23 protein-coding genes are annotated in these 21,599 nt (G+C 70.1%); 8 read left to right on the forward strand and 15 right to left on the reverse strand.

Annotation, left to right across the window (positions count from 1 at the left end; genetic code table 11):
* Positions 1-49: 49 nt before the first annotated feature.
* Entirely contained in the window at positions 50-886 is an 837-nt protein-coding gene (locus AB0I53_RS23050; protein WP_358606392.1) for a DUF4253 domain-containing protein, read from the forward strand.
* A gap of 339 nt (positions 887-1,225) precedes the next feature.
* On the opposite strand, the gene phnE is transcribed toward AB0I53_RS23050, so the two are convergent.
* The 10 genes from phnE to AB0I53_RS23100 all read right to left on the reverse strand — a co-directional run bounded on the left by phnE (position 1,226) and on the right by AB0I53_RS23100 (position 10,892).
* The gene (phnE, locus tag AB0I53_RS23055) at positions 1,226-2,974 is read right to left on the reverse strand and encodes a phosphonate ABC transporter, permease protein PhnE (protein WP_358606395.1); all 1,749 of its coding nucleotides are present in this window, start codon (positions 2,972-2,974) and stop codon (positions 1,226-1,228) included.
* A 5-nt stretch (positions 2,975-2,979) separates the two neighbouring features.
* Positions 2,980-3,747, reverse strand: coding sequence for a phosphonate ABC transporter ATP-binding protein (gene phnC / locus AB0I53_RS23060; RefSeq protein WP_358606398.1), 768 nt, complete (start codon positions 3,745-3,747; stop codon positions 2,980-2,982).
* Positions 3,738-4,652 carry a phosphate/phosphite/phosphonate ABC transporter substrate-binding protein gene (locus AB0I53_RS23065; RefSeq protein WP_358606401.1) on the reverse strand — a complete coding sequence of 305 codons (915 nt, stop codon included), beginning with the start codon at positions 4,650-4,652 and terminating at the stop codon, positions 3,738-3,740. Before AB0I53_RS23065 ends, phnC begins: the two co-directional genes overlap by 10 nt.
* Positions 4,649-5,338, reverse strand: coding sequence for a phosphonatase-like hydrolase (locus AB0I53_RS23070; RefSeq protein ID WP_358606403.1), 690 nt, complete (start codon positions 5,336-5,338; stop codon positions 4,649-4,651). The genes AB0I53_RS23065 and AB0I53_RS23070 overlap by 4 nt, the downstream gene beginning before the upstream one ends.
* Positions 5,335-6,453 carry a TIGR03364 family FAD-dependent oxidoreductase gene (locus tag AB0I53_RS23075; RefSeq protein ID WP_358606406.1) on the reverse strand — a complete coding sequence of 373 codons (1,119 nt, stop codon included), beginning with the start codon at positions 6,451-6,453 and terminating at the stop codon, positions 5,335-5,337. The genes AB0I53_RS23070 and AB0I53_RS23075 overlap by 4 nt, the downstream gene beginning before the upstream one ends.
* Positions 6,454-6,672: 219 nt before the next feature.
* Positions 6,673-7,428, reverse strand: a complete 756-nt coding sequence (locus tag AB0I53_RS23080) for a GntR family transcriptional regulator (RefSeq protein ID WP_358606408.1) — start codon at positions 7,426-7,428, stop codon at positions 6,673-6,675.
* Between the two features lie 21 nt (positions 7,429-7,449).
* Positions 7,450-7,743, reverse strand: a complete 294-nt coding sequence (locus AB0I53_RS23085) for a DUF3017 domain-containing protein (RefSeq protein WP_358606411.1) — start codon at positions 7,741-7,743, stop codon at positions 7,450-7,452.
* Between the two features lie 63 nt (positions 7,744-7,806).
* Positions 7,807-8,658, reverse strand: a complete 852-nt coding sequence (locus tag AB0I53_RS23090; protein WP_358606414.1) for a bifunctional methylenetetrahydrofolate dehydrogenase/methenyltetrahydrofolate cyclohydrolase — start codon at positions 8,656-8,658, stop codon at positions 7,807-7,809.
* A gap of 6 nt (positions 8,659-8,664) precedes the next feature.
* Positions 8,665-9,657, reverse strand: a complete 993-nt coding sequence (locus tag AB0I53_RS23095; RefSeq protein WP_358606416.1) for a DMT family transporter — start codon at positions 9,655-9,657, stop codon at positions 8,665-8,667.
* Entirely contained in the window at positions 9,654-10,892 is a 1,239-nt protein-coding gene (locus AB0I53_RS23100) for an MFS transporter (RefSeq protein ID WP_358606419.1), read from the reverse strand. The genes AB0I53_RS23095 and AB0I53_RS23100 overlap by 4 nt, the downstream gene beginning before the upstream one ends.
* Before the next feature lie 296 nt (positions 10,893-11,188).
* Here AB0I53_RS23100 and AB0I53_RS23105 point away from each other — a divergent pair, with 296 nt between their 5' ends.
* Entirely contained in the window at positions 11,189-13,777 is a 2,589-nt protein-coding gene (locus tag AB0I53_RS23105; RefSeq protein WP_358606422.1) for a glycohydrolase toxin TNT-related protein, read from the forward strand.
* Positions 13,778-13,834: 57 nt separating this feature from the next.
* Here AB0I53_RS23105 and AB0I53_RS23110 read toward each other — a convergent pair whose 3' ends face one another.
* Together AB0I53_RS23110 and AB0I53_RS23115 are read right to left on the reverse strand one after the other, a co-directional pair.
* The gene (locus AB0I53_RS23110; RefSeq protein WP_358606424.1) at positions 13,835-14,035 is read right to left on the reverse strand and encodes a DUF397 domain-containing protein; all 201 of its coding nucleotides are present in this window, start codon (positions 14,033-14,035) and stop codon (positions 13,835-13,837) included.
* Positions 14,036-14,059: 24 nt separating this feature from the next.
* Entirely contained in the window at positions 14,060-14,920 is an 861-nt protein-coding gene (locus AB0I53_RS23115) for a helix-turn-helix transcriptional regulator (protein WP_358606427.1), read from the reverse strand.
* Positions 14,921-15,159: 239 nt separating this feature from the next.
* On the opposite strand from AB0I53_RS23115, the gene AB0I53_RS23120 reads away from it, so the two are divergent.
* Positions 15,160-15,768 carry a zinc finger protein gene (locus tag AB0I53_RS23120; protein ID WP_358606430.1) on the forward strand — a complete coding sequence of 203 codons (609 nt, stop codon included), beginning with the start codon at positions 15,160-15,162 and terminating at the stop codon, positions 15,766-15,768.
* Positions 15,651-15,944: a hypothetical protein gene (locus tag AB0I53_RS23125; RefSeq protein WP_358606432.1), complete on the forward strand. Its 294-nt coding sequence runs from the start codon at positions 15,651-15,653 to the stop codon at positions 15,942-15,944. Before AB0I53_RS23120 ends, AB0I53_RS23125 begins: the two co-directional genes overlap by 118 nt.
* Positions 15,945-16,170: 226 nt before the next feature.
* Here AB0I53_RS23125 and AB0I53_RS23130 read toward each other — a convergent pair whose 3' ends face one another.
* The gene (locus tag AB0I53_RS23130; RefSeq protein WP_358606435.1) at positions 16,171-16,761 is read right to left on the reverse strand and encodes a pentapeptide repeat-containing protein; all 591 of its coding nucleotides are present in this window, start codon (positions 16,759-16,761) and stop codon (positions 16,171-16,173) included.
* A 43-nt stretch (positions 16,762-16,804) separates the two neighbouring features.
* Between AB0I53_RS23130 and AB0I53_RS23135 the strand changes: the two genes are divergently transcribed.
* Positions 16,805-17,155: a VOC family protein gene (locus AB0I53_RS23135; protein ID WP_358606438.1), complete on the forward strand. Its 351-nt coding sequence runs from the start codon at positions 16,805-16,807 to the stop codon at positions 17,153-17,155.
* 72 nt (positions 17,156-17,227) lie between these two features.
* Positions 17,228-17,938: a class I SAM-dependent methyltransferase gene (locus tag AB0I53_RS23140; RefSeq protein ID WP_358606441.1), complete on the forward strand. Its 711-nt coding sequence runs from the start codon at positions 17,228-17,230 to the stop codon at positions 17,936-17,938.
* Between the two features lie 4 nt (positions 17,939-17,942).
* Here the strand turns inward: AB0I53_RS23140 and AB0I53_RS23145 are convergent, their stop codons facing one another.
* Positions 17,943-18,404, reverse strand: a complete 462-nt coding sequence (locus AB0I53_RS23145) for a universal stress protein (RefSeq protein ID WP_029536194.1) — start codon at positions 18,402-18,404, stop codon at positions 17,943-17,945.
* Between the two features lie 57 nt (positions 18,405-18,461).
* On the opposite strand from AB0I53_RS23145, the gene AB0I53_RS23150 reads away from it, so the two are divergent.
* Entirely contained in the window at positions 18,462-19,739 is a 1,278-nt protein-coding gene (locus AB0I53_RS23150) for an ArgE/DapE family deacylase (RefSeq protein ID WP_358606443.1), read from the forward strand.
* Between the two features lie 36 nt (positions 19,740-19,775).
* On the opposite strand, the gene AB0I53_RS23155 is transcribed toward AB0I53_RS23150, so the two are convergent.
* On the reverse strand, positions 19,776-20,684 hold the full coding sequence (locus tag AB0I53_RS23155; protein WP_358606446.1) for an NAD(P)-binding domain-containing protein: 909 nt from the start codon (positions 20,682-20,684) through the stop codon (positions 19,776-19,778).
* A 65-nt stretch (positions 20,685-20,749) separates the two neighbouring features.
* Here AB0I53_RS23155 and AB0I53_RS23160 point away from each other — a divergent pair, with 65 nt between their 5' ends.
* Positions 20,750-21,157 (forward strand): MerR family transcriptional regulator, encoded by a 408-nt coding sequence (locus tag AB0I53_RS23160; protein WP_358606449.1) that lies wholly within the window; start codon positions 20,750-20,752, stop codon positions 21,155-21,157.
* Positions 21,158-21,599: the final 442 nt, after the last annotated feature.

Below are 21,599 nucleotides of genomic sequence, written 5' to 3' on the forward strand. Positions count from 1 at the left end.
GGCTCTAAGGTGGTCCGCGACGAGGGGTGTTTGGCTAGGAGGCGGTGAAGTGTTGCGAGACGACCGGCAAGCGGGGGCTCCTGCCGACCTGTCCGCGGTTTTCGGCACCGGTACAGGGGTTTCCGTCCCGCTACCGCCCGGTGAGGTCCTGACCGAGCAGACCACCCTCACCGATAACCCCAACCCGCTGTGCTGGATCAGCGACGCCGCTCCGGCTCCGCAGCTCGTCGCCGCCCTTCGCGCCGAGCATCGCATCACCGGGCTGTGGCCACTGCTGCTGTGCGACAGCGACGAGGTTTACGGGGAGCGGTGCACGGTCGGCGTCGTGCCGCCGGAACCGCTCGAACACATCGACCGCTGGCGGGTGGTCGACGTGATGGCCCGGATCTGGGACGGCCTGGTGCAGGCCGACGACGAGCTCGGCCCGGCGTACGACCTGGAAGTGCTGGCGCCGTTCGAATACGACTGCCCGGGGCCGGCGCAGGGCGGGAACCTGCTGGCGGATCCGGACGTCCTGGCCAACCAGCAGCTGCCGCGCTTCATCGACGCCGACACGCGGCTCGCGCTCGTGCCGGTGCGGCGCGGCGCGGACGTGCTGACGGCGCTGGGCTGGTCCGGCGCGGCGAACCACGTGTCGCGCACGGCCGGGCTCTCGGCGATGGCCCGCAGCTGGGAAGAGCGGTTCGGGGCGCGCATGCTGCGCCTCGGCCCGGACCGGCTGGACCTGAGCGTCGCGGCGCCGCCGCAGGACCCGGACCACGCCGCGGCCGTCGCCGCGGAGCACTGGACCTTCTGCCCGGACCGGATCCTGCAGGAGACGGGCACCATCGAGGCCTACGCCCAGGAGATCCGCGGCCGCCGCACCTGGTCCTTCTGGTGGGAGTGAGCCCGGATACGTCGTGCCTGGTCACGGGCCGTGAGTGTTTTGTGCTGCTATAGCGCCTGTTTTGGATGTGGTGACGTGCGGATGTGGTAACGCGGGGCTTTGTCTTTGAAGCCGCGCAGCCGCTTAGCCCACCCACGCCGCTTGCACCGCCGCGGGTTCTCAGGTGTCTTCTCGCGAGGACAGCCCCGACGTGGTGAATTGGCATTCATGATGTCGGGGATCCCACAGCGAGAAGGCGCCTGAGGTTCCGCCACCCGCACCGCCACGCAGATCGAGTTTGGAAACAGCCTCTATAGCGACACAAAACGCGCACGGCCCGTGACCAGCGGAAACGCCCGGTCAGGCGTGGAGGACCTTGCGAAGCCAGAGGGCTAGCAGCTCGACGAGCATCACCACCGCGAAGGTGAGCAGCAGAACCGTTGTGACCACGCCGAATTCCAGGACCCGCGAGGCGTTCAGCAGGTAGTAGCCGATGCCGCCCGCGCCGACCAGGCCCAGCAGCGTCGCCGAGCGCAGGTTGGTGTCCAGCTGGTACAGGACGTGCGCCACGAACGCCGGGGCCGCCTGCGGCACCGTCGCCGCGAAGAACACCTGGAGCCGGTTCGCACCGGTCGCGCGCAGCGCCTGCTCGCGGCCGCGATCCACCTCCTCCAGCGAATCCGCGACGAGCTTCCCGAGCAGGCCCACCGATCCGACGCCCAGCGCGAACGCGCCCGCGACCGCGCCGAGCCCGGTGATCACCACGAACACGATGGCCAGCACCAGCTCCGGCACACCGCGAACCGCAAGCACCACGCCGCGGAAGAACTTCGCCACTGCCGGGCTCGGCGCCACGTTGGCCGCCGCCAGCGCTCCAATCGGCAGCGCCAGCACCGCGCCGATCAGCGTCGCGGCCAGCGCGATCTGGACGGTCACCAGCAGCTCGCCCAGCAGCTCGCCGAGGATGCCACCGGTTTCCGGCGGCCAGAACAGCGCCAGCGTCGGGCCGAAGTTGGTGATCGCGCGCTCGAACTGGGCGAACGAGATGTCCGCGCCCCAGATAGACGCGGCCACGATCAAGGCGGTCAGCAGCCAGTAGCCGGTGCGCCGCAGCCGGGCCGCCGTCCACTGAGGACTGATCGACGGTCGTGAGTGCTCGTTCCGGTAAGAACCGGAGTCACCGCTCACGAGCCCGGCGCTCCGCTGAAGCGGCACCCGCACGCCGGGCTTGCGCCCGGTCAGCGCCGCGAGCACCCCGCCGGGCCGCTCCTCGCGCACGCCCAGCAACGCCTGGCGGATAGATCCGGACACGATTTCGACCAGCACGCACAGCAGGAACACCACCGACGCCAACGCCATCCCGCGCTGGTAGTCGAGGGTGCGCAGCGAATCCGCGATCGCCTGCCCCAGTCCGCCGACGCCGACGAAACCGAGCACCACCGACACCCGCAGGTTGATGTCCAGCCGGTGCAGCGAGGTCGCCACGAACGACGGCAGCACCTGCGGCAGAACGCCGCTGACCAGCTGCTGCAGCCTGGTGCCGCCGGCCGCGCGGATCGCGGTGCGCGGCCCCTCGTCGACCTGCTCGATGGCGTCCGCGTACAGCTTTCCGATCATGCCGACCGAGTGCAGGCCCATGGCGAGCACGCCGGTCAGCCCGCCGAAGCCGAACATCCGGAAGAACACGATCGCCAACACCACGTCCGGCACGGCGCGGGCCACCACGATCACCACGCGCGCGCCGAACCGGCCGGCGCCGCCGAGCGTGGTGTTGCGCGCCGCCAGCACCGCCACCGGCACGCTGATCAGCGACGCGACCAGCGTCGCGCAGACCACGATCGCCAGCGTTTGCCCGGCCAGCCCGAGCAGTTCGCCGATCGGCGGGAAGTCCAGCGGCAGCGTGCGGGCCGCGAAGTCCGCCGCGTTGCCGAACCCGTCCACAATGGTCGCCAGGTTCAGCCGCAGGTCGCTGAACGCCCAGATCGAGGCCCCGAGCAGGGCGAACACGACCAGTGCCGCCGCCGCGCCCTCCGGACGAGGCCGGGCCAGCGTCCGGCGGTGCGGCGCCGACGCGGTCGGGCGGGCCGGCGCTTCTGCTGTCGTGGTCACGGAATTCACCCCGTCGTCGCGAGTTCGGCCGATCCGACCTTGGCGTAGATCCCCATCGCCGCGTCCCGGCTCAGCCCGTCGACCGGGGTGTCCAGCACGACGCGCCCGGAACGCAGCCCGACGATCCGATGCCCGCAGCTCAACGCGAGGTCGACCTGGTGCAGGCTGCAGAGCACGGTGAGCCCGTCCTCCCGGCCGATCTCCGCGATCAGGTTCATCACCTGCGCCGCCGAATCCGGGTCCAGCGACGCGACCGGCTCGTCCGCGAGCAGGACCTCCGGCTTCTGCAGCAGCGCCCGCGCCACCGCGACCCGCTGCTGCTGCCCGCCGGAAAGGGTGTCCGCGCGCTGCAACGCCTGATGCGTGAGGCCGACCCGCTCCAGCTGCTCCATCGCGGCGTAGCGAATCCGCTTCGGATAGGAGAAGAGGCCGAGCCGCGGGCCGCGCAGGCTGCCCAGCGCGCCCGTGCACACGTTCTCCAGCACCGTCAGCGATCCGACGAGGTGGAACTGCTGGAACACGAACCCGACCCGGCGGCGCAGCGCTCGCAGGCGGAATCCGCGCAGCGCACCGACGTCCTCGCCGAGCACGCGGACGCTTCCGGAGGTCGCGCGCTGCAGCCCGTCCACGTGGCGCAGCAGCGTGGACTTGCCCGATCCGGAAAGCCCGAGCAGCACGACGACCTCGCCTCGCTGCACATCGAGTGACACCTCGTCCAGCGCCTGCACGCTGCCGAACGACTTGCTGACCTGGTCGAAGGCGATCACTGGCACTGCTTGTCCTTAGTCACGTCGCAGACCTCGCGGATGCCGTTGTAGAAGGCGTCGTCGACCGGGGCGAACCCGTACCCGTCGACGTCGCCGATCTTGCACTCGCCGGTGCAGAACCCGTTGGCGCTCAGGTAATCGCTGTTGGCCTTGTCCCGCAGCGCGGCGGTGATCTTCTCCTTCAGCGCCGGGTCCAGGTCGTCGGAGATGGCCACCGGGTCGCCGGGGATCACCACCGACTTCCACACCGCGGTCAGCTGGCCGGGCTGCAGCTGGCCCTTCTGGATCAGCTGCCGGTCGACCATGCTGTCGTAGGCGAACCCGGCGTCGCAATCGCCCTTGGCGACGGCGATCGCGGAGGCGTCGTGGCCGCCGGCGAAGATCGGCTGCACGTCGGTGTCCGGGTTGATGCCCGCCTGCAGCAGGCCCGCCTTCGGGTACAGGTAGCCGGAGGTCGAGGTCGGGTCGACGAAGCAGACCTTCTTGCCGCGGAAGTCGGCCAGCGACTTGATCCCGCTGTCCGGGCGGGTGATCGCGTAGGAGCGGTAGCCGGGCTGCTCGCCCTTCGCCTCCACCTGGCCGGCGACCGCGTTCGCGGGCACGCCCTGCTTCTTGGCCAGCACGTAGGAGAACGGCCCGTACTTCGCGATGTCGATCTTCCCGGCGCGCTGGCCCTCGATGATCGCGGCGTAGTCGGTGGCCTTCTGGAAGGTGATCTTCTTGCCGGTCTCCTTGGCCAGCAGGTCCAGCACCGGCTGGTAATCCTGCTGCAGGCTGGCCGATTCCTCCGACGGAACGGCGGCGAACACGAGCTCGTCGGACTCGCCGCCCTGCTCGGCCGCGCTCGGCCCGCACGCCGAGAGCAGGCCCACCGCGGCGAGTCCGACGACCAGTCGGCTGATGCGTTTCACGGCTGATCTTCCTTTGCTGGCAGTACGAGTTCGGGGAGTTCCCGGACGGATTCGAGGATGTGGGTGGCACCGGCATCGGTGAACGCGGCGCGTCCGTGCGCGCCGGTGACCACACCCGCGACGATCGACGCCCCGGCGCGCAGGCCGGAACGCACGTCGTAAGCGGTGTCGCCGGCGGTGGCGACCTCGCGCACGTCATCGATGCCCAGCCGCAGCAGGGCGGTGAGCACCATGTCGGGAAACGGCCGGCCGCGGCCGGCCTGCGCCGGGGTCAGGGTCAGGTCGGTCAGCCCGCCCCAGCCCAGCGCGTCGAGGATCTGGTGCTGCGTCGTCTCGGAGAAACCGGTGGTCAGGGCGACCTTGACGCCGTTGTCGCGCAGCCGCCGGATCGCCGCCGCGGCACCGTCGATCTCCCGGCAGCCGCCGTCGGCGACGCGTTCGGCGTACGCCCGCTCGAAGGCCTGGTTCGCCTGCTGCGCAAGGCCTTCGTCGCCGCCCAGCAGATGCCGGAAGACGGTGATCTTCGATTCGCCCATGGTGCGGCGGACGTAGTCGAGCATGCCCGGGAACGCGGCGGCGCTCCCGGCGATGCCGACCTCGCCGATCGCCTGCGTGAACGCCCGCTCGACCAGGCCGTCGTCGGCCACCGTGGTGCCGGCCATGTCCAGCACTACCAGCTTGATCATGCGTCGATCTCCCGCCAGGTGTCGGCGGCGATCGCCGGAGAACCGGTCATGCCGCGCCCGCCGGGCCCGGTCACCAGCCAGACGCCAGGCAGCACCTGCTCGCGGTGTACGACGCGCGACTTGTCCGCGGTCTGCGCGTAAACCCCGGCCCAGCGGCGGGCGATCCGCGGCAGCGGACGGCCGAGCAGTTCCTCGGCGCGCTGCTTGAGGTGCTCGTAGGGATCTTCGTGGACGTCGAAGGCGAACGGCGCCTCGTACTCGTGGGTGTCGCCGATGGTCAGTCCACCGTGGACTCGCTGCACCATCAGCAGCTGCATGCCGTTGTCCGCCGCCACCTCCGGCTGCGACTCGGCGGCGTTGAGCGCGTCCAGCGACGCCCCGCGGTAGCCGGGGTAGTAGCGCATGCTGTCGGCGTCGGCGACCGAGGTCGTCAGGGTTTCGCCGAGCGGATCGGTCTGCATCATCTGCAGCCGCACCCGACGCACCGGCAGCTCCGGCCGCAATTCCCGGACCAGACCGCCGAGGGCCGCGCCGGTGCAGAGGATCACGACGTCGGCCTCGTGCCGCTCGCCGGTGTCATCCCGCACCCAGCCCTCGGCGACGTCGCGAACCTCGCGGCCGGGCAGCCATGCGTAGCGGCCGGTCTTGGCGAGGTGCGCGCGCAGCGCGGGCTGCGCGATCCGCGACTCGACGGCGCCGTCCTGCTCGCACCACAGCGCAGCGAGCATCTCGCCGCGCAGCGCCGGGTTCAGCGTCCTCGCCTCGGCTGCGTCCAGCAGCTTCGTGCCGCGCTCGGCGGCGTCCGGGCGGGCGACGAAGTCCTCGGCGACCGCCAGCTCGGCCGGCGTGCGGAGCACGGTCAGCGAACCGTTGCCGCGGAAGCCGAGCTCGGGCACGTCCGCTGCGATGCGCTCCCAGTCCTGGCGGGCGCGCATCGCGACCTCCAGGTCCGGGCCGGCTTCCCGGCCGCTGACCCAGATCAGCCCGAAGTTCCGGACCGAGGCGCCACGGGCCTCGGCCTCGCGCTCCAGGTGCACCACTTCGTGGCCCCGTTCCAGGGCCCGCAGCGCGTGCATGGTGCCCAGCACGCCGCCGCCAACAATCAGAACTCGCACGTCGCACACGCTCGCGGCCGCCGACGAATAGCCAGTGCAGGCCCGGCGAACCCCAGGTGAACACCACCAGAAGGACTAGATCAGTTATCTATTCGTTATTTTCGATGCGCCAGGAGAAAGGTTCGGCCTGGTCAGCTGCCGTGCGTACTTTTGGTTGCTATAGCGACCAAAAGTACGCACGGGTGTTCACCAGCGGAAACCCGGCCGCCCGAGGGGATTTCAGTCGCGGAGGCGGGTGACGAGGCTGAAGCGGTCGCCGCGGAACAGGGAGCGGACCCGCTCGATCGGCTCGCCGTCCGGCGTCCACGAGCGCCGGTGCAGCAGGATCATCGGCGTCGCCGGATTGGTGCCGATCAGCAGCGCTTCGCGCGGCGTCGCGAGCACCGTCTCGATGCGCTCCTCGGCCTCGCCGAACCGCACGCCCAGCTTCTCCTGCAGGAACGCGTACAGCGAACCGGTCGGGTCGAACTCCCCCAGCAGCTCCGGAAAACGCTGCCTCGGCAGGTAGCTCGACTCCAGCCCGACCCGCTCGCCATCGGCCAGCAGCACCCGCTCCAGGTGCACCACTTCGTCCCCTGGTGCCAGCCCGAGATCCGCCGCCAAGCGCGGATCGGCCGACCGCGGCTCGACGGTGATCACCGTCCGGCCGGGCTCCTTGCCCTGCGCCCGAACGCCCTCGGTGTAGCTGGCCAACGCCAGCGGCTGCACGATTTTCGGCGGCGCCACGACGGTGCGGCTGCCCTGCCGCCGCATCAGCCGGCCTTCGAGCACCAGCTCGGTGACGGCCTGCCGCAGCGTCACCCGTGAGACCCCGCACCGCTCGGCGAGCTCCCGCTCCGCGGGCAGCGCGGCTCCTTCGCCCAGCTCCTCGACCAGTTCGAGCAGCTCGATCTTCGCCGCGTAGTAGCGCGGAATCCGGCCGTGTTCCGGGATTCCGGAACGAACCGGCTCATCCGCCCGGTGGTCGATGCGCACGACGAGCAAGCCTACGGGCGCTCAGCCCAGCAGTCCGCCCTTGATGGTCATCGCCACTGCGATGATCACCAAGCCGAACCCGCTGTAGACCAGGACGTCCACGGCGCGGCTGCGGATCGTCAGCAGCCCCGTCCGCTCCGACGGGATCACGGCGCGCATCGCCGCCGCGATCAGCAGCGCGACGCCGAGCAGCACCGAACCCCGCCGCCAATGCCCCAGCGCGACCAGCAGCAGCCCGATCAGCGCGATCAGCAGCACCAGGCCGAACGGCACGTGCACCGACAGGCGCGACCTGCCGCCGAACCGTTCGCTCACGCCGTTCCTCCCGTGGTGGTGGGCCAAAACCGGGTGGTTCCACGCGAAACCACCCGGCACGAATCAGCCGACGTTGCGCTCCGCGGCCTCGACGACGTTGGACAGCAGCATCGCGCGGGTCATCGGCCCGACACCGCCGGGGTTGGGCGACACGAACCCGGCGACCTGCACGACATCCGGGTGCACGTCGCCGGCCAGCCCGGCATCGGTGCGGCTCACACCGACGTCCAGCACCGCCGCGCCCGGCTTGACCATGTCGGCCGTGATCAGGTGCGGCTTGCCGGCCGCCGCGATGACGATGTCCGCGCGGCGCACCTCTTCGGCGAGGTCCCTGGTGCCGGTGTGGCAGAGCGTGACGGTGGCGTTCTCGCTGCGCCGGGTGAGCAGCAGGCCGATCGGGCGGCCGACCGTGATGCCGCGGCCGACGACGGCGACCTGCGCGCCGTTCAGCGGCACGTCGTAGCGGCGCAGCAGCTCGATGATGCCGCGCGGCGTGCACGGCAACGGCGCCTCCTCGCCGAGCACCAGGCGTCCCAAGCTGATCGGGTGCAGCCCGTCCGCGTCCTTCTCCGGTGCGATGCGCTCCAGCAGCGGGCCCGCGTCGAGGTGCTTGGGCAGCGGCAGCTGCACGATGTAGCCGGTGCAGGCCGGGTCGGCGTTGAGTTCGTCCAGCACCGCCTCGACGTCGGCCTGGCTGACGTCGGCGGGCAGGTCCTTGCGGATCGACTTGATGCCGACCTTGGCGCAGTCGTTGTGCTTGGCGCGCACGTAAGACTGCGAACCCGGGTCATCGCCGACCAGCACCGTGGCCAGCCCGGGGGCCTGTCCCAGCTCGGTGAGCCGGGCGACCCGCGGCCGCAGCTCGTCGAAAATCGCGTCCTTGGTGGCCTTGCCGTCCAGAATCGTCGCGCTCACGGCTGTTTATCGTGGCAGACGACGCGCAGCGCGTCCCGCCCGGTCCGGCAATGCCGCCACGCCGACGGCGACCAGCGTGAGCAGCACGCCGAGCACAGTGGACGCCGAGATGCCCGTCCCGGCGGCCGGGGCGAACACGTCGAGCAGCAGCGCACCGACCAGCTGACCGGCGATCATGCCCAGGCTGAGCACCAGCACGCCGGTGAAGCGCACCAGCGCCACCGACCCACCGATCACGAAGATCCCCAGGAAACCGCCGGTGTAGAGCCACGGCTCGGCCGGGAGGTGCGGCAGGCCGCGCAGCGCGACCTCGACCGCGAAGGCCACCGCGAGGGCGGTCATCCCGATGCCGAAGTTGAACATGGCCGCGAACACCGCCGAGTCGGCCGCCTGCTTCATCCGGCCGTTCACCGCCGCCTGCCAGCCGAGCCCGATCCCGGCGAGCGCGGGCAACAGCACCAGCCAGCTGGCCTCGCTGCTGCCCAACTTCGTGGACACCGCGATCACCACCGCCACCACGGCAAGCCCCGCTCCCAGCAGCCGCGCGGGCGTCACGTGCTGCGGCCCTGCGGGGCCCAACCCGAGCCGGTCGACGACGAGCCCGCTGCTGACCTGCCCGGCCACCACCGCGACGGTGAACATCGCGACGCCGAGCGCGGCCGCCGCCATCCCCTGGGTGAACACCAGATATCCGCCGCACACGCCGCCGAGGCACTGCCACGGCCGCAGCCCACCCGGCCTGCGGAGTTCGGTGCGCAGATTCCGCCAGCCACGCCGGGCCTGCGGGAACGCGAAGGTGGCGGCCAGGAGCACGACGAAACCGCAGCAGAACGAGATCAGCCCGGCGGCGATTCCATCGTCCATCCGCATGCCGAGCGCGCCGTTGATCCGCGCCTGGATCGCGAGCAACACCCCGACCCCGGCCGCGCCGGCCATGCCGAGCATCCGTTCCCGGGTCGTCGGCCGGTCATCCTGGTGTCGCAGCGCTGAAACAGTCACGTAATCGCAGTCTGCTCGCTCTCCCGCGGCGCACGCGACGCCCGGGCGCTGTGATGTACGACAAACCCGAAGCCCAGGAAGGCCAACCCGGCCGCGATCGCGGCGGCCGCCGCCGGGCCGGAGAGGTCGAGCATCCAGCCCGCCAGCGGCGAAGCGAGCGCCCCGCCCAGCGTGGTGGCGCTGGCCAGCCAGCCGAACGCCTCGCTGCGCCGCGCGGCGGGCGCCAAGTCCGCGATCCGCCCGTTGCAGGCGGCCAACGTCGGCGCGATCGCGGTGCCACCGACCAGCAAGATCACGCCGACCAGCCACGGCGAGCCCGGATCGGCGATCGGCGGCAGCACCGGCACCAGCGCGGCCATTCCCAACGCGCTCAGCAGAACCCGCAGCCAAAGCCGCGGTCGCGCCGCGAAACCGCCCGACACCAGGCCACCGGTCAACGACCCGACCGCCCACACCATGGCCAGCAGCCCCGCCAGCTCCGGCGCACCGCGCTCCCGGGCCCAGCCGACGAGCACCAGGTCCATCGAGATCAGGCCGCCCACCAGCAAGGCGTAGAACATCAGCAGCGACGTGAAGCCGCGCACCCGGAACAGCGACCCGGCCCCGCGAGCGCCGCTCGCGCCTTCTCCCGGCGCCTCGCGCAGCCCGGCGCGCACCAACGCCGCCGCGAAGATCACCGCCCCGAGAGCCGCCCAAGCCGCGCAGGCCAGCATCGCGACGGCCGGCCCCCAAATCGCCACCACGAAGGTCGCCAGCATCGGCGCGACGACGAACAGCAGCTCCTGCATCGTCGCCTCCACCGCGAAGGCCGCCTCCCGCGCCGGACCGTCGGTCAGCCGCGGCCAGATCGCCCGGCCGACCTGGGTGATCGGCGGGTGCGACAGCCCGGTGAGCACCGCCACCGGCAGGATCAGCCACCACTGCGACGGCTCCACCCAGCGGGTCACCAGCACCAGCGCCGCCATCCCGAGCCCGGAGCCCAGGCCGGTCAGGACCAACAGCTTCGGCGCCGAGCTGCGGTCGGCGGCCCGGCCGCGCAGCGGTCCGGCGATGGCCTGGCCGGCCGTCACGGTCATCCCGATGACGCCGCCGATGGCGTACGAGCCGGTCCAGTCGACGACCAAGAAGGCCAGCACCATCGCGAGCGCCGGCATGTGCAGGCGCCCCAGCAGGCTGAACGCCATCAGGTTCGAGGCATGCGGAACCGCCGCGAGAAGTCGGTAGGGACGCAGCACGTGCCTCACTCTGACTTCTGGCACGCCCGTGCCGCTACCTAATTTCGTCGACCGTCCGCCGCCGACCGGGCGCCGCTGATCGATACACCTGGTGGTGTGATGTTCATCCGGCCGCCCAACAGGCAGGCTTTCGTGACGAGATCACCGCGCGCTGTGACAAGGATCTTGTGCGCGAGCACGTGTGCTGGATCAACGGCACCGAACTCGCACACAGCGCACATGGCCGCACCCGCGTCGAGTAGCGTCTTGGCGGGGTGGAGTCGGGTTGCCTCGTCGAGAGGGGGAGGATGTCACCCATGTCGCGTCCGACAGCGATCAGTCCGGAAGAGCAGGAGCAGATCGCCCGCAGGATCGGGGTTCTGCTGTTACAGGGCGCTCCCGAGGACTGGCAGGAGATCACGGTGGAGTACCGCGCCACCGGTGAGTACCACGACCTGCTGGGTGAGGTCGCCGCTCAGGACGGCAGCTCCCACCCCTGGGAGCCGCCGATCGAACTGCAGGAGATCTTCGAGCGCCTGCGCGAAGGCATGTACCGCCCCGATGTGGGCACCTGGCTCAGCGCCCTCTACGTCGTGGAGCGCCCGTCGAGCTACCGGATCGATATCAACTTCGATTCCGAGCCGCAGTGGCAGCGCCCGCTGCCGCGCGCCGCGTACGTCGACGAGCTGCGTCGCTACCCGCGCGCCGAGGAGAACATCCCGGACTGGATGCGGGAGCGCTTCGACGGCACCGCCCAGTCCCAGTCCGCCGAGCTATCGACCGCTGAGCAGGCGGTCGCGGAATCGCACGTCGCCGAGCCGCCGGTCGCCGAGGCACCGATCGTCGAGCCGCCGATCGTCGCGGCACCGGTCGTCGACCCGATCGAGCCCGAGGCCCCACCGGCCGCCGAACCCGCCATCGCCGAAACGCCGATCCCGGAGCCGGGGATCGACGAGCCGGACAGCGGATTCCAGGTCGCCAACGTCTTCGACGACTACGACGAGCAGGGCCGCCCGGTCGTCGCCGACCGCGAGCCGATCCCGACCGAAGAAATCGGGGTGCTGCGCCAGTACCTGGAGAACGCCCCGATCGTGCTGGCCTCCCGCGATGACGAGGAAGACCAGCTCGACCCGGAGCGCGCCGCGTCCGTCCCGGGCACCTGGCACACCGACGGCACCTGGCTGTGGCCGGGCGCCATCGCCTTCTACCTGACGCAGTACGGGGTGCCGCCGGAAGCCGAACTCGTCGAGCACATCCGCCGGCGCGCCTTCCAGCTGACCGAGGTCGACGAGGCCACCCGCGACGCGGCCGTCAGCGAGCTGCTCGACCAGCCCGCCGACGACCTCGACGGTGAACCCGACCGCGAGTTCGACCGCGAGCCGCAGGACTACGCCGAACCGGCGGCCGACCCGGAACCCGACCTCGACGACGAGGCCGACGAGTCGTTCGCCGAGCCCGAGCCATCGGGCGGATCCCGGCACGTGCTCGACGAGACCGACGCACCGGACACCCAGGAAGTGCTGGCCAAGCTGCACGACCGGCTCACCGACCACCAGGTGGACGGCGGCGGCTACCGCATCGGCAGCCACAGCCCGGACGCACGCTGCCTGCTGGAGGACGGGGCGGACTGGGTCGTCACCGCCGGTTCCGACGACGGCGAGGACGTCCGGTTCGCCCGCGTCGACCACGCCGCGGCGTACCTGCTGGGCAGCCTCCTGATGGACCGGCCTGCGCCGGAACCGGTCGACGCGATTGCGCTGCCGGCCGAGCTGCCGCAGCGTTCCGCGCCGGACTTGCCGCAGCGGTCGCCGGAGGTCTCCGACCTTCCGCAGCGCTCGGCGCCGGAAGTTGCCGACCTGCCACAGCGCTCGGCACCGGAAGTTGCCGACCTGCCACAGCGCTCGGCACCGGAGGTCGCCGACCTGCCACAGCGCTCGGCACCGGAGGTCGCCGACCTGCCACAGCGCTCGGCACCGGAGGTCGCCGACCTGCCGCAGCGAGCGGCGGCGGAGGTCTCCGACCTTCCGCAGCGCTCCGCAGAGGTGAGCGATCTGCCGCAGCGTTCCGCGGCGGAACCGGCTGAGCTGCCGCAACGACCGGCACCGGAACCGGATCACGGCGGGGCGAACCCGCTGTTCACCGCGAACCAGGACCCGGCGGGCGGACCGCAAGAACCGCCGCAGGACACCCCTGCCCCGGCGGGAGAAGAAGCCACCCGGTTCCAGCCCGCCCCGCGGATGGACCGTCCCGCACCGCCTCAGTCGGCTCCGGCGGCTCCGCCGTCGCCGCCGGTCGGGCAGCCCGTGCAGCCGCCGGTCGGCGGGCCGGGCGCACCGCCGCCGCTGCCGAAGCGCCAGCCGCGCCGCGAAAGCGGAGCGCCTGTGCCCCAGGCCGGACCCGCGCAGGGGCCGGCCGGCGGCGCGGAGCGGCGTCCGGGCCCCGGTGGGCCCGGCATGGCTGGCCCGCCGCGGCAGGCTCCGCCGCGTCCGCCGCAGGGCGGGCAGCCGGGCCAGCCGCCGGGCGGGCAGCCCGGCGCGCAGCCGCAAGGTGGTCAGCAGATCCAGCCGCTCAGCGGTGAGCCGCCGCTGACGCTGTACCGGGACCGCCGGATCGTGATGTTGCAGCCGGGCACCGAACTGGACCGGTTCGGCGAGCCGAACGGCAACGTCACGTACGCGATCCGCACGCCGTACACGCACCGTTCGCTGCCGCCGCAGTGGTCGAACCGCTCGTACTTCGCGTACCGGGTGCAGCGACCGATCCAGGCGCTGCGCGGAACGGCGGTGCCGTGGTTCGAACAGCCCGGCGGCGGCACGGCGTTCGTGCTCCCGACGACGATCGGCGACCTGCTCGCGGACGGCACCCTGGCCGAAATGCCGGCCAACGACCGCCCGCCCATGGAATAACCGATCCAGCGCGAAGGGCGCCTTCGACCGGCACGGTCGAAGGCGCCCTTCGTTCGTTCAGCGATCGAAGCGGCCCGACTTCACCGCGGCGAGGAACCCGTGCAGCTGGGCGGGACGGAACACCAAAGCTCCCTGGTCCGGGGCCTTCGAATCCCGCACCGCGCCAACTCCCGGCACATTCAACGCCAACTCCACGCAGGTGCCTTGCTCAGTGCTGTGCGTGCTTTTTCGCCATAAGGCGCTGGAAAGATCCGTCACGTCGCGCTTCTCCCTCAGGCGTGTTCACAGGGACGAAGCAAGGCTATCCATGAAATCCGCGGTTTCATCCGGCGCGAGCGCGACTTCGGTCATCCGCTCGAAGAGCCGGATGTAGTACTTGATGTCCGTAGGGCGCTCCATCCAGATCGCACCCCGCTGGTTCTCCAGATACACGGCGTCCATGTCATCGAATCCCTCGGCGAACCGAAGCAGGTGGAACGGGCTCTGCATGCCGAGGTATGCGCCCGCGTCGAAAGGCACGACCTGGATCGTGATGTTGGGCCGTTCGGCAAGCTCGACGAGGTGGCCGATCTGGTCACGCATCGCGTCGACGCCGCCGACCGTCCGGCGCAGCGCCGCTTCATCGAGCACCACACGCAGTTTGGTCGGACTGTCTTCTCGATTGACTCGATCCTGACGTGCACGACGGAAGTCGACTTGCTGCTTGATGATCTTCTCGGTCGCCTTTGGAACCAGCTCTAGGAAGGCAGCGGCGTACTCCGGGGTCTGCAACAGACCATCGATGAAGTTCGGCGAGTACCGCCAAACTTCCTCGGCGTCGGATTCGAGGCCGACGAAGGATTCGAACCAGTCCGGGAGACTATCGCTGAAGTCCGTCCACCAGCCGCGTTCGTTGGATTCCTCGGCCAAGCGGATCAGCGTGTCGAGCATCGACGCACCGACTTCATAGCACTGGCAGAGCAGTCGCACGTTCCGCGTCAGGATCGTCTGCTTGCCGCCTTCGATCCGGCTGATCGTGGTGCTCGTCAGACCTGCGAACTTCGCTGCCTCCTTGAGTGTCATGTCGGCCTTCTCGCGCAACTTCCGCAATTCCCGGCCTAGTTGACGGCGCCGCACGTTCGGACCTGGCCCGTCTTCGCTCATCGCTGATCTCCCAATGTTCGAGACATCTGAAGGCTATGTCATGTCATCACACAAGGAAGTTCCACGATTGAGCGATCATTCTATGTAATCACACAGGTTTGATTGCATGAGAAGTTTTCATGCGCCACTGTGGATCACATCGCCCCGCCTCGACTGGTTCACGGGGACATTCCGGCGGGGCGGGCGTCCGATGACTTTTCCTTGCTGCGGCGGGTTTTCCGCCCGAGATGGTGATGGCGATGCCTTACCCGTTCCACTGGGTTCCGGCCGATGGCCAGCGACACGCGAGCCTGGATTCCCGCCCAGGCGGCGGCTATCCGACCAGCATGGACGTGACAACCCTGTGCCGGCAACACTTGTCGGCCGACAACACCGAGCTGGGCTGGCTGTGGTCCACGTGCGATGACTGCAACGCGGAAGCGCACCGGATCGCGCAACATCTCGCATCTGCAGTTCCGAGCGAACGAACTTTCGCGCCGAAGGGCGCAACGAAAGTTCCGCTCGCCTCAACACGATCGGGCGTCGGTCGCGACGCAATGGGCGCTGAGAACGCAGCGCTGGCCGTGCCGCTGCGGCGAACCCAATGGCTACTCGACGACGTCGCCTTTCAGGTCGGCGCAGGACACCTCGACGCCGACGACTTCTCCGCAGTCACCACCGCCCTGGACGAGGTCTCCCTGCTGCTCAAGGAAAAGGCTCCGACTAGCACCTACTCGGAAGGATCATCCGAATGTTCGCCATGCTCCCGTCCATCGCCGCAATCGTCGCCGCCCCGACGTTGCTCCTCCTCGCCATGCACTGGAAGTCCTACCGGCCGCAACACGCCGGAGGCGGCGACGGAGCCTTGACGGTCTGGCAGCTCATCGCAGAAGCCGAGGCCGAACGACAACAACGTCAACGAGGCGGCCGCCACCGCCTCCGCGATCCCGAAGGGTTCCGCCAGTCCACATCGGACACGAATGGCTCCGGGCCACCGCCACCGGAGATCCAACGCCGAATCCTCGAAGCCCTCCACCGGCTCTGAGCCCCGAAACCTCGGGCCCGGCAGCCGACGCGCCCCCGACCTCCGGCGCCGGTCCCCTGCGGGCCGGTCGGTGCGGCCCCCTCCCCACGCACCGACCGGCCACCCCGTCACCTGCCTTGCGACATGCTCCACACCTCGCAGGCCCTTTCGGAATTCGAGGATCGCGATGCCCCGCCTGGGGCTTCCAGTTTCGGCCCCGGACACCCTGGCGGCGTCGTGCGGCCGGTCAGTCGACGCGGAGGCCGTGGGCGGCGGCGAATGCGAGTGCCGTCATCGTGTCGATTCGGGCGCCCCAGAGCTTCGCCTGCACCAGGGCATCGGCATCGATCCGGGCGTCGCGCAGATCGGCATCATCCAGCCTGGCGCTGAGCATGCGTGCGCCGGTGAAATCCGCCTCGCGGAGATCGCAGCGACGCAGATCGCATTCGACGAGATTGGCCTCCCGGAATCGGATTCCGCGCAGATCCAGGCCTCGCAGGTCCGCCTTGCCCATGCCGACCAGCGTCAGATCCGTCTCTCGCAACGTCCAGGCGCGCAGGCGGCAGTCCACGAAGCTCGACCCGAGCAGGCTGCATCCGTCCATGGTGGACTTCCCGAACACGGTGCGCTCGAACTTGCACGACCGGAACGCCGTCGCGACGTGCTTGGAACCGTTGAGATCGGTGCCGGTGAAGACGCAGTCGGAGAACACGCAGTTGCGGGTGCTCAAGCCCGTCAGATCGGCGTCGGTGAAGTCGCAGCGCTCGAAGGTCCGGCCCTCCCACTGCTCGTCCGTCAGCACCGCGTCCTGGAAATCCTCGCCGACCACGCTCGTCATGACTCCTAGAGTGGCACGTGACACCGACCCTCCTGGAGGCACCGTGCGCGTGCGCCGAGTCGTACCCAACATCCACGCCGACGACCTCGCGGCGACCCGCGACTTCTACGTAGACGCCCTGGGCTTCCAGGTCGTCATGGACCTCGGCTGGATCGTCACCGTGAGCGCGCCTGACGATCCGCAGCGCCAGATCAGCATCATCAGCGAGGACGCCACGGCACCGGCGCACCCGGACATCTCCATCGAAGTCGACGACGTCGACGCGGCTCACGAGCAAGCCGTGCAGGAGGGCCGCGAGATCGTGCACCCGCTTACCGACGAGGCGTGGGGCGTCCGCCGCTTCTTCTGCCGCGACCCCAGCGGAACGGTGGTCAACATCCTGTCCCACCGCTGAACATTAATAGCCGATCGTCGCGAGCAGAATAATCCGTGGCACCCGGCGGACGGCTCTGCCAGTCTGCGCCGGGTGAATCCGACTTTGCTCGCACACGCAGACCTCGACTTCAACGCGCCGATGTCGGACGCCCGCGCAGAAGAGCTCATCGCCGCGCTGGCGCCGCTGAACTCCGCCGAGGTCGTCGATCTCGGCTGCGGGTGGGCGGAGCTGCTGCTGCGGCTGCTCGAAGCGGAGCCGAGCGCGACCGGCATCGGCATCGACACCACCGGCGAGGAGCTGTCCCGGGGCCGCCACAACGCCGAGATTCGTGGTGTCGCTGAGCGGGCGCGGTTCGTTCAGAGCGATGCCGGAAGCTGGGACGGAACCGCGGACGTCGTCATCTCGGTCGGCAGCAGCCATGCGTGGGGCGGCACCCGGCAGGCGCTCGAAGCGATCCGGCCGCGACTGCGGCACGGTGGTCGGCTGCTCTTCGGCGAGGCCTTCCGGGAGACGACGCCAATGCCGGACGACCTCGGCGTGGACCTGTCGCTCGCCGACCTGGTCGAGCTCACCGAGGAATGCGGGTTCCGGATGCTGCGGCTGGCGACCGCCAGCACCGACGAGTGGGACAGCTTCGAATCCCGCTGGTGCGGCGCCTTGGAGAAGTGGCTGTTGAACAACCCCACCGCGGCCGGGCGCGAAGAAGTCCGCGCCCTGGCCGACGAGCACCGCACCGGGTGGCTGCGCGGATACCGCGGCGCACTCGGCTTCGCTTACCTCGTGCTGACTCCGGGCTCGTGAGAGCTCAAGGCACGACCACGACCGGCCGGACCGCCTCGACCACCAGCGTCGCCGGCACGGTGCCGAGCAGGCCGCCTCGCCGACGGGATCGGCCGACCACGATCAGATCCGCCCGGTACTGCTCGGCGACCTGCTCCAGGCCGACCGCCGGATCGCCGCGGTGGTGCACGAAGTCCCAATCGATGTCCACCCACTTCAGGTGGGACACGACTTCCTTCTTCAGCTCCTCCACCAGACTCTCGGCCGCCTCGCTGGCCACCGCTACGCCCATCGGCGACCAGTAGGCGACGCCGCCCACTGCCTCGACGTAGACCAGCACCAGGCGGGCACGCTCCCGCCTGGCCAGGCCGGCCGCCCACGCCGCGGCGTGGAAGCTCGCCGGGCTGCCGTCCATGCCCACGACGATGCCGCCCAGTCCGTCCTTGCCGATCTCGAATTCCCGCTCGGTCTTGTCGCCTTCGGCCACGCGGAGATGGTAGTGGGCGCGCGTCGAGCCGTTGGACGCATGCGACACACTCGAAACGTGAACGGCGCACATACCCCCTCCGACCTCGAACTTCGCGCGCTCGACGCGGTGGACGTGAACGGGATTCTGGACGACCTGCGAGAACTCGTCGCGATTCCGAGCGTCGGCGGCACCACCGGCGAACACGACGCCCAGCAGTGGTGCGCTGACAAGCTGGGCGCGCTGGGGCACCGGGTGGACCACTGGCGCATCGATGTCCCGGCCCTCGCCGAGCAGCCGGGCTTCCCCGGGCAGGAGGCCGACCGCGACGTCGCCTACGGCTGCGTCGGCGTGCACGGGGACGGCCCGGAGCCCGCGCTGATCTTCTGCGGGCACACCGACGTCGTCCCACCCGGCGATCTCGACCGGTGGCCGAATCGCGACCCGTACGCCTTGCGCGTCGCGGACGGCATCGCCGCCGGTCGAGGCACCTGCGACATGAAGGGCGGGCTGGCCGCGATCTTCGGCGCGCTGCAGGCCCTGCGCGCGGCCGGGATCGAGCTCGCCCGGCCGGTGGCCGTGCACACCGTCGTCGGCGAGGAGGACGGCGGGCTGGGCGCGTTCGCGACGCTCCAGCGAGGCCATCGCGGTGCCGCGTGCGTCCTGGCCGAGCCGAGCTCGGGCACGATCGTGGCCGCGAACGGCGGCTCGCTCACGTTCCGGCTCGAAGTCGCCGGTCAGAGCACCCACGGCTCCACCCGCTACCGCGGTGTGAGCGCGCTGGACAACCTCGCCGCCCTGCTCCCAGCCCTGCGCGAACTAGAGGCCCGCCGCAACGCCGACCCCGATCCGCTGGTCGCGCACCTGGAAGTGCCGTACCCGCTGTCGATCGGCATGGCAAGAGTCGGCGACTGGGCCAGCACGGTGCCGGACCTCGCGATCGCCGAAGGCCGCTACGGCGTACGGCTCGACGAGTCGATCGCCGCCGCCAAAGCCGAGTTCGAAACCGCCATCGCGCAGGCCTGCACCACCGACCCGTGGCTCTCGGAACACCCGGTGCGGGTCAGCTGGCCCGGCGGGATGTTCGCCAGCGGACGGCTGCCCGAAGGACACCGTCTGCTCGCCGAAACCCAGGACGCCGCCGCAACGGCCGGAACTGCCCACCCAACGGCGGTGGGCGCCCCGTACGGAACCGACCTGCGGCTTTACGCGGCCGCCGGAATTCCGACGCTCCAGTACGGGCCCGGAGACATCCGCTACGCACACGCGCACGACGAGCACGTCGCGATCGCGGAGCTGGAACGGGCCGCGCGCGCCTACGCCCTGCTCGCGATCCGCCGCTGCGGCGTCGCCTGATCGCCCAAGCACCACGCCGCTCGCGCACGGTGATCATCAAGCCCGCGTCGCCTTCTTGAAGATCTCGAACACGGCCAGGTAGTTCTTGTCGCCGTAACCCTCGGCGATCGGCCGCTCGGCGATCGTCGCCATCTGTCGCGGCAGGTCGGCGTGGACGCCCTGTTCCGCGCAGGTCCGAGCGATGTGCTCGAGCGCGTTCAGGTTCATCTCCATGGTGCCGAGGTCACCGGGGTAATTGCCTCGGTCCAGATCGGACGCCTGCTCGACGAGGGTCGAGTTCACCACCACCGCGGGCATGAACCAGTTGATGGCGAGATCGGCGAACTCGACCGCCGAGACGTTCGCCGAGCCGACCAGGGCGGTGGCGTGCAGGAAGCCGTTAATGGTCGCGTACATCAGGCCGAGCAGAGCCGTGTTGTGCAGCACCGCCAGGCTCGGGTCGGTGCCGAGGAAACGAGCGTCACCCATGCTCGCCAGCGTCGCCCGATGCTCGCCGAACACTTCCTCCGAGCCGCTGTAAAGGAAGACGGATTCGGGGTGGCCGACGAGCTGTGGCGGCACCATGATCGCGCCGTCGAGGTACTCGGCGCCGCTCCCGTTCGCCCAGCCGACCGCTGCAACGGCCTCGCTCGGCGTACCGGAACAGAGATTCACCAGTACCCGTCCCGGCAAAGCGTCTGCTGCGGAGTCGAATACCCCGTACATGGTCTCGTAATCCTTGAGGCAGATGATCGCGACGGTGCTCGCTGACACCGCTTCGAGGACAGTTTCCGCGCGGTGGGCTCCCTTCTCGACTAGTCCGTCGGCCTTCTCGGGAGTGCGGTTCCAGACGGTCGTGGGGTGGCCGCGATCCAGAAGCGCTTCTGCGAGCGCCAGGCCCATGGGGCCGAGACCGACGACGGTGACTGGTGCGTGTTGCTGCATTGCCGATTGCTGGTTCGTCATGCTGGCTAGACTGCTGTGTCACATCGATGTGAGAGTCAACTGGACATGGTGGTCATCACATGCGGATGGGCGAGTTCGCCCGACGAACCGGGGTCAGCCCCCGGTTGTTGCGCTACTACGAGCAACAAGGGCTGATCAGGCCATCGCGACGGCCGAGCGGATACCGCGAGTACTCGGAAGGGGACGTCGCCACGGTGCGAGGCATCCGCATGCTGCTCGCCGCCGGACTCAACACCGCGACGATCTCCGAATTGCTGCCGTGCATGGTCAACGACGGGCAAACCCTGTCGCCGGCCTGTTCCGGCATGCTGCCCGACCTGAACCGGGAACGTGAGCGCATCGACGAAGCCGTGGCCAGCCTCCTGGCCGCCCGCGACGCACTGGACACGATCATCGACGCCACATTGTCAGCAGGTGTCGACGATCTGGAGGCCTGCGACGCGGCCGGTGCCGCGAAGATCGACTTCTCCTGACGCTGCTGCTCACGAATTCGGGCCGAGGCCAGGGCCAGCACAGCGACTCGGCCGCCAGAGCCCCAAAGCCGAGCAGCACTCCCCGAAAGTCCTTGGCGGCTACCAGTAGCACGAGGTCCGCTCTGCGCGTGCTCATTCACACTGCCGGGCATCCCTGCGCCAACGACGAGAGATCCCCGTTCCATCAACGTGTTGAGCCTTCGGTGGCGACCTCGGCCTCCGGCATATCGCGGCGACAGTTCCGAATTTCTCCACAGCACCGGCCCGCTTCCTTCCAGCAGGACGCGGCGAACGGCGGGGCCGGATGGGCCCGGGCACGGCATGCCGGCACGCACGTCGTGCCCGGGCTCTTGGCGTTCCGGTGCCCGCCGGTCAGATCGGGGAACAACACTCTGGGAGGGAGAAGTGTCCTTCCGCTGCCGGTCGGGCATGGTCGACGCCC

Source organism: Saccharopolyspora sp. NPDC050389 (assembly GCF_040655595.1).
Taxonomy (GTDB): Bacteria; Actinomycetota; Actinomycetes; order Mycobacteriales; family Pseudonocardiaceae; genus Saccharopolyspora.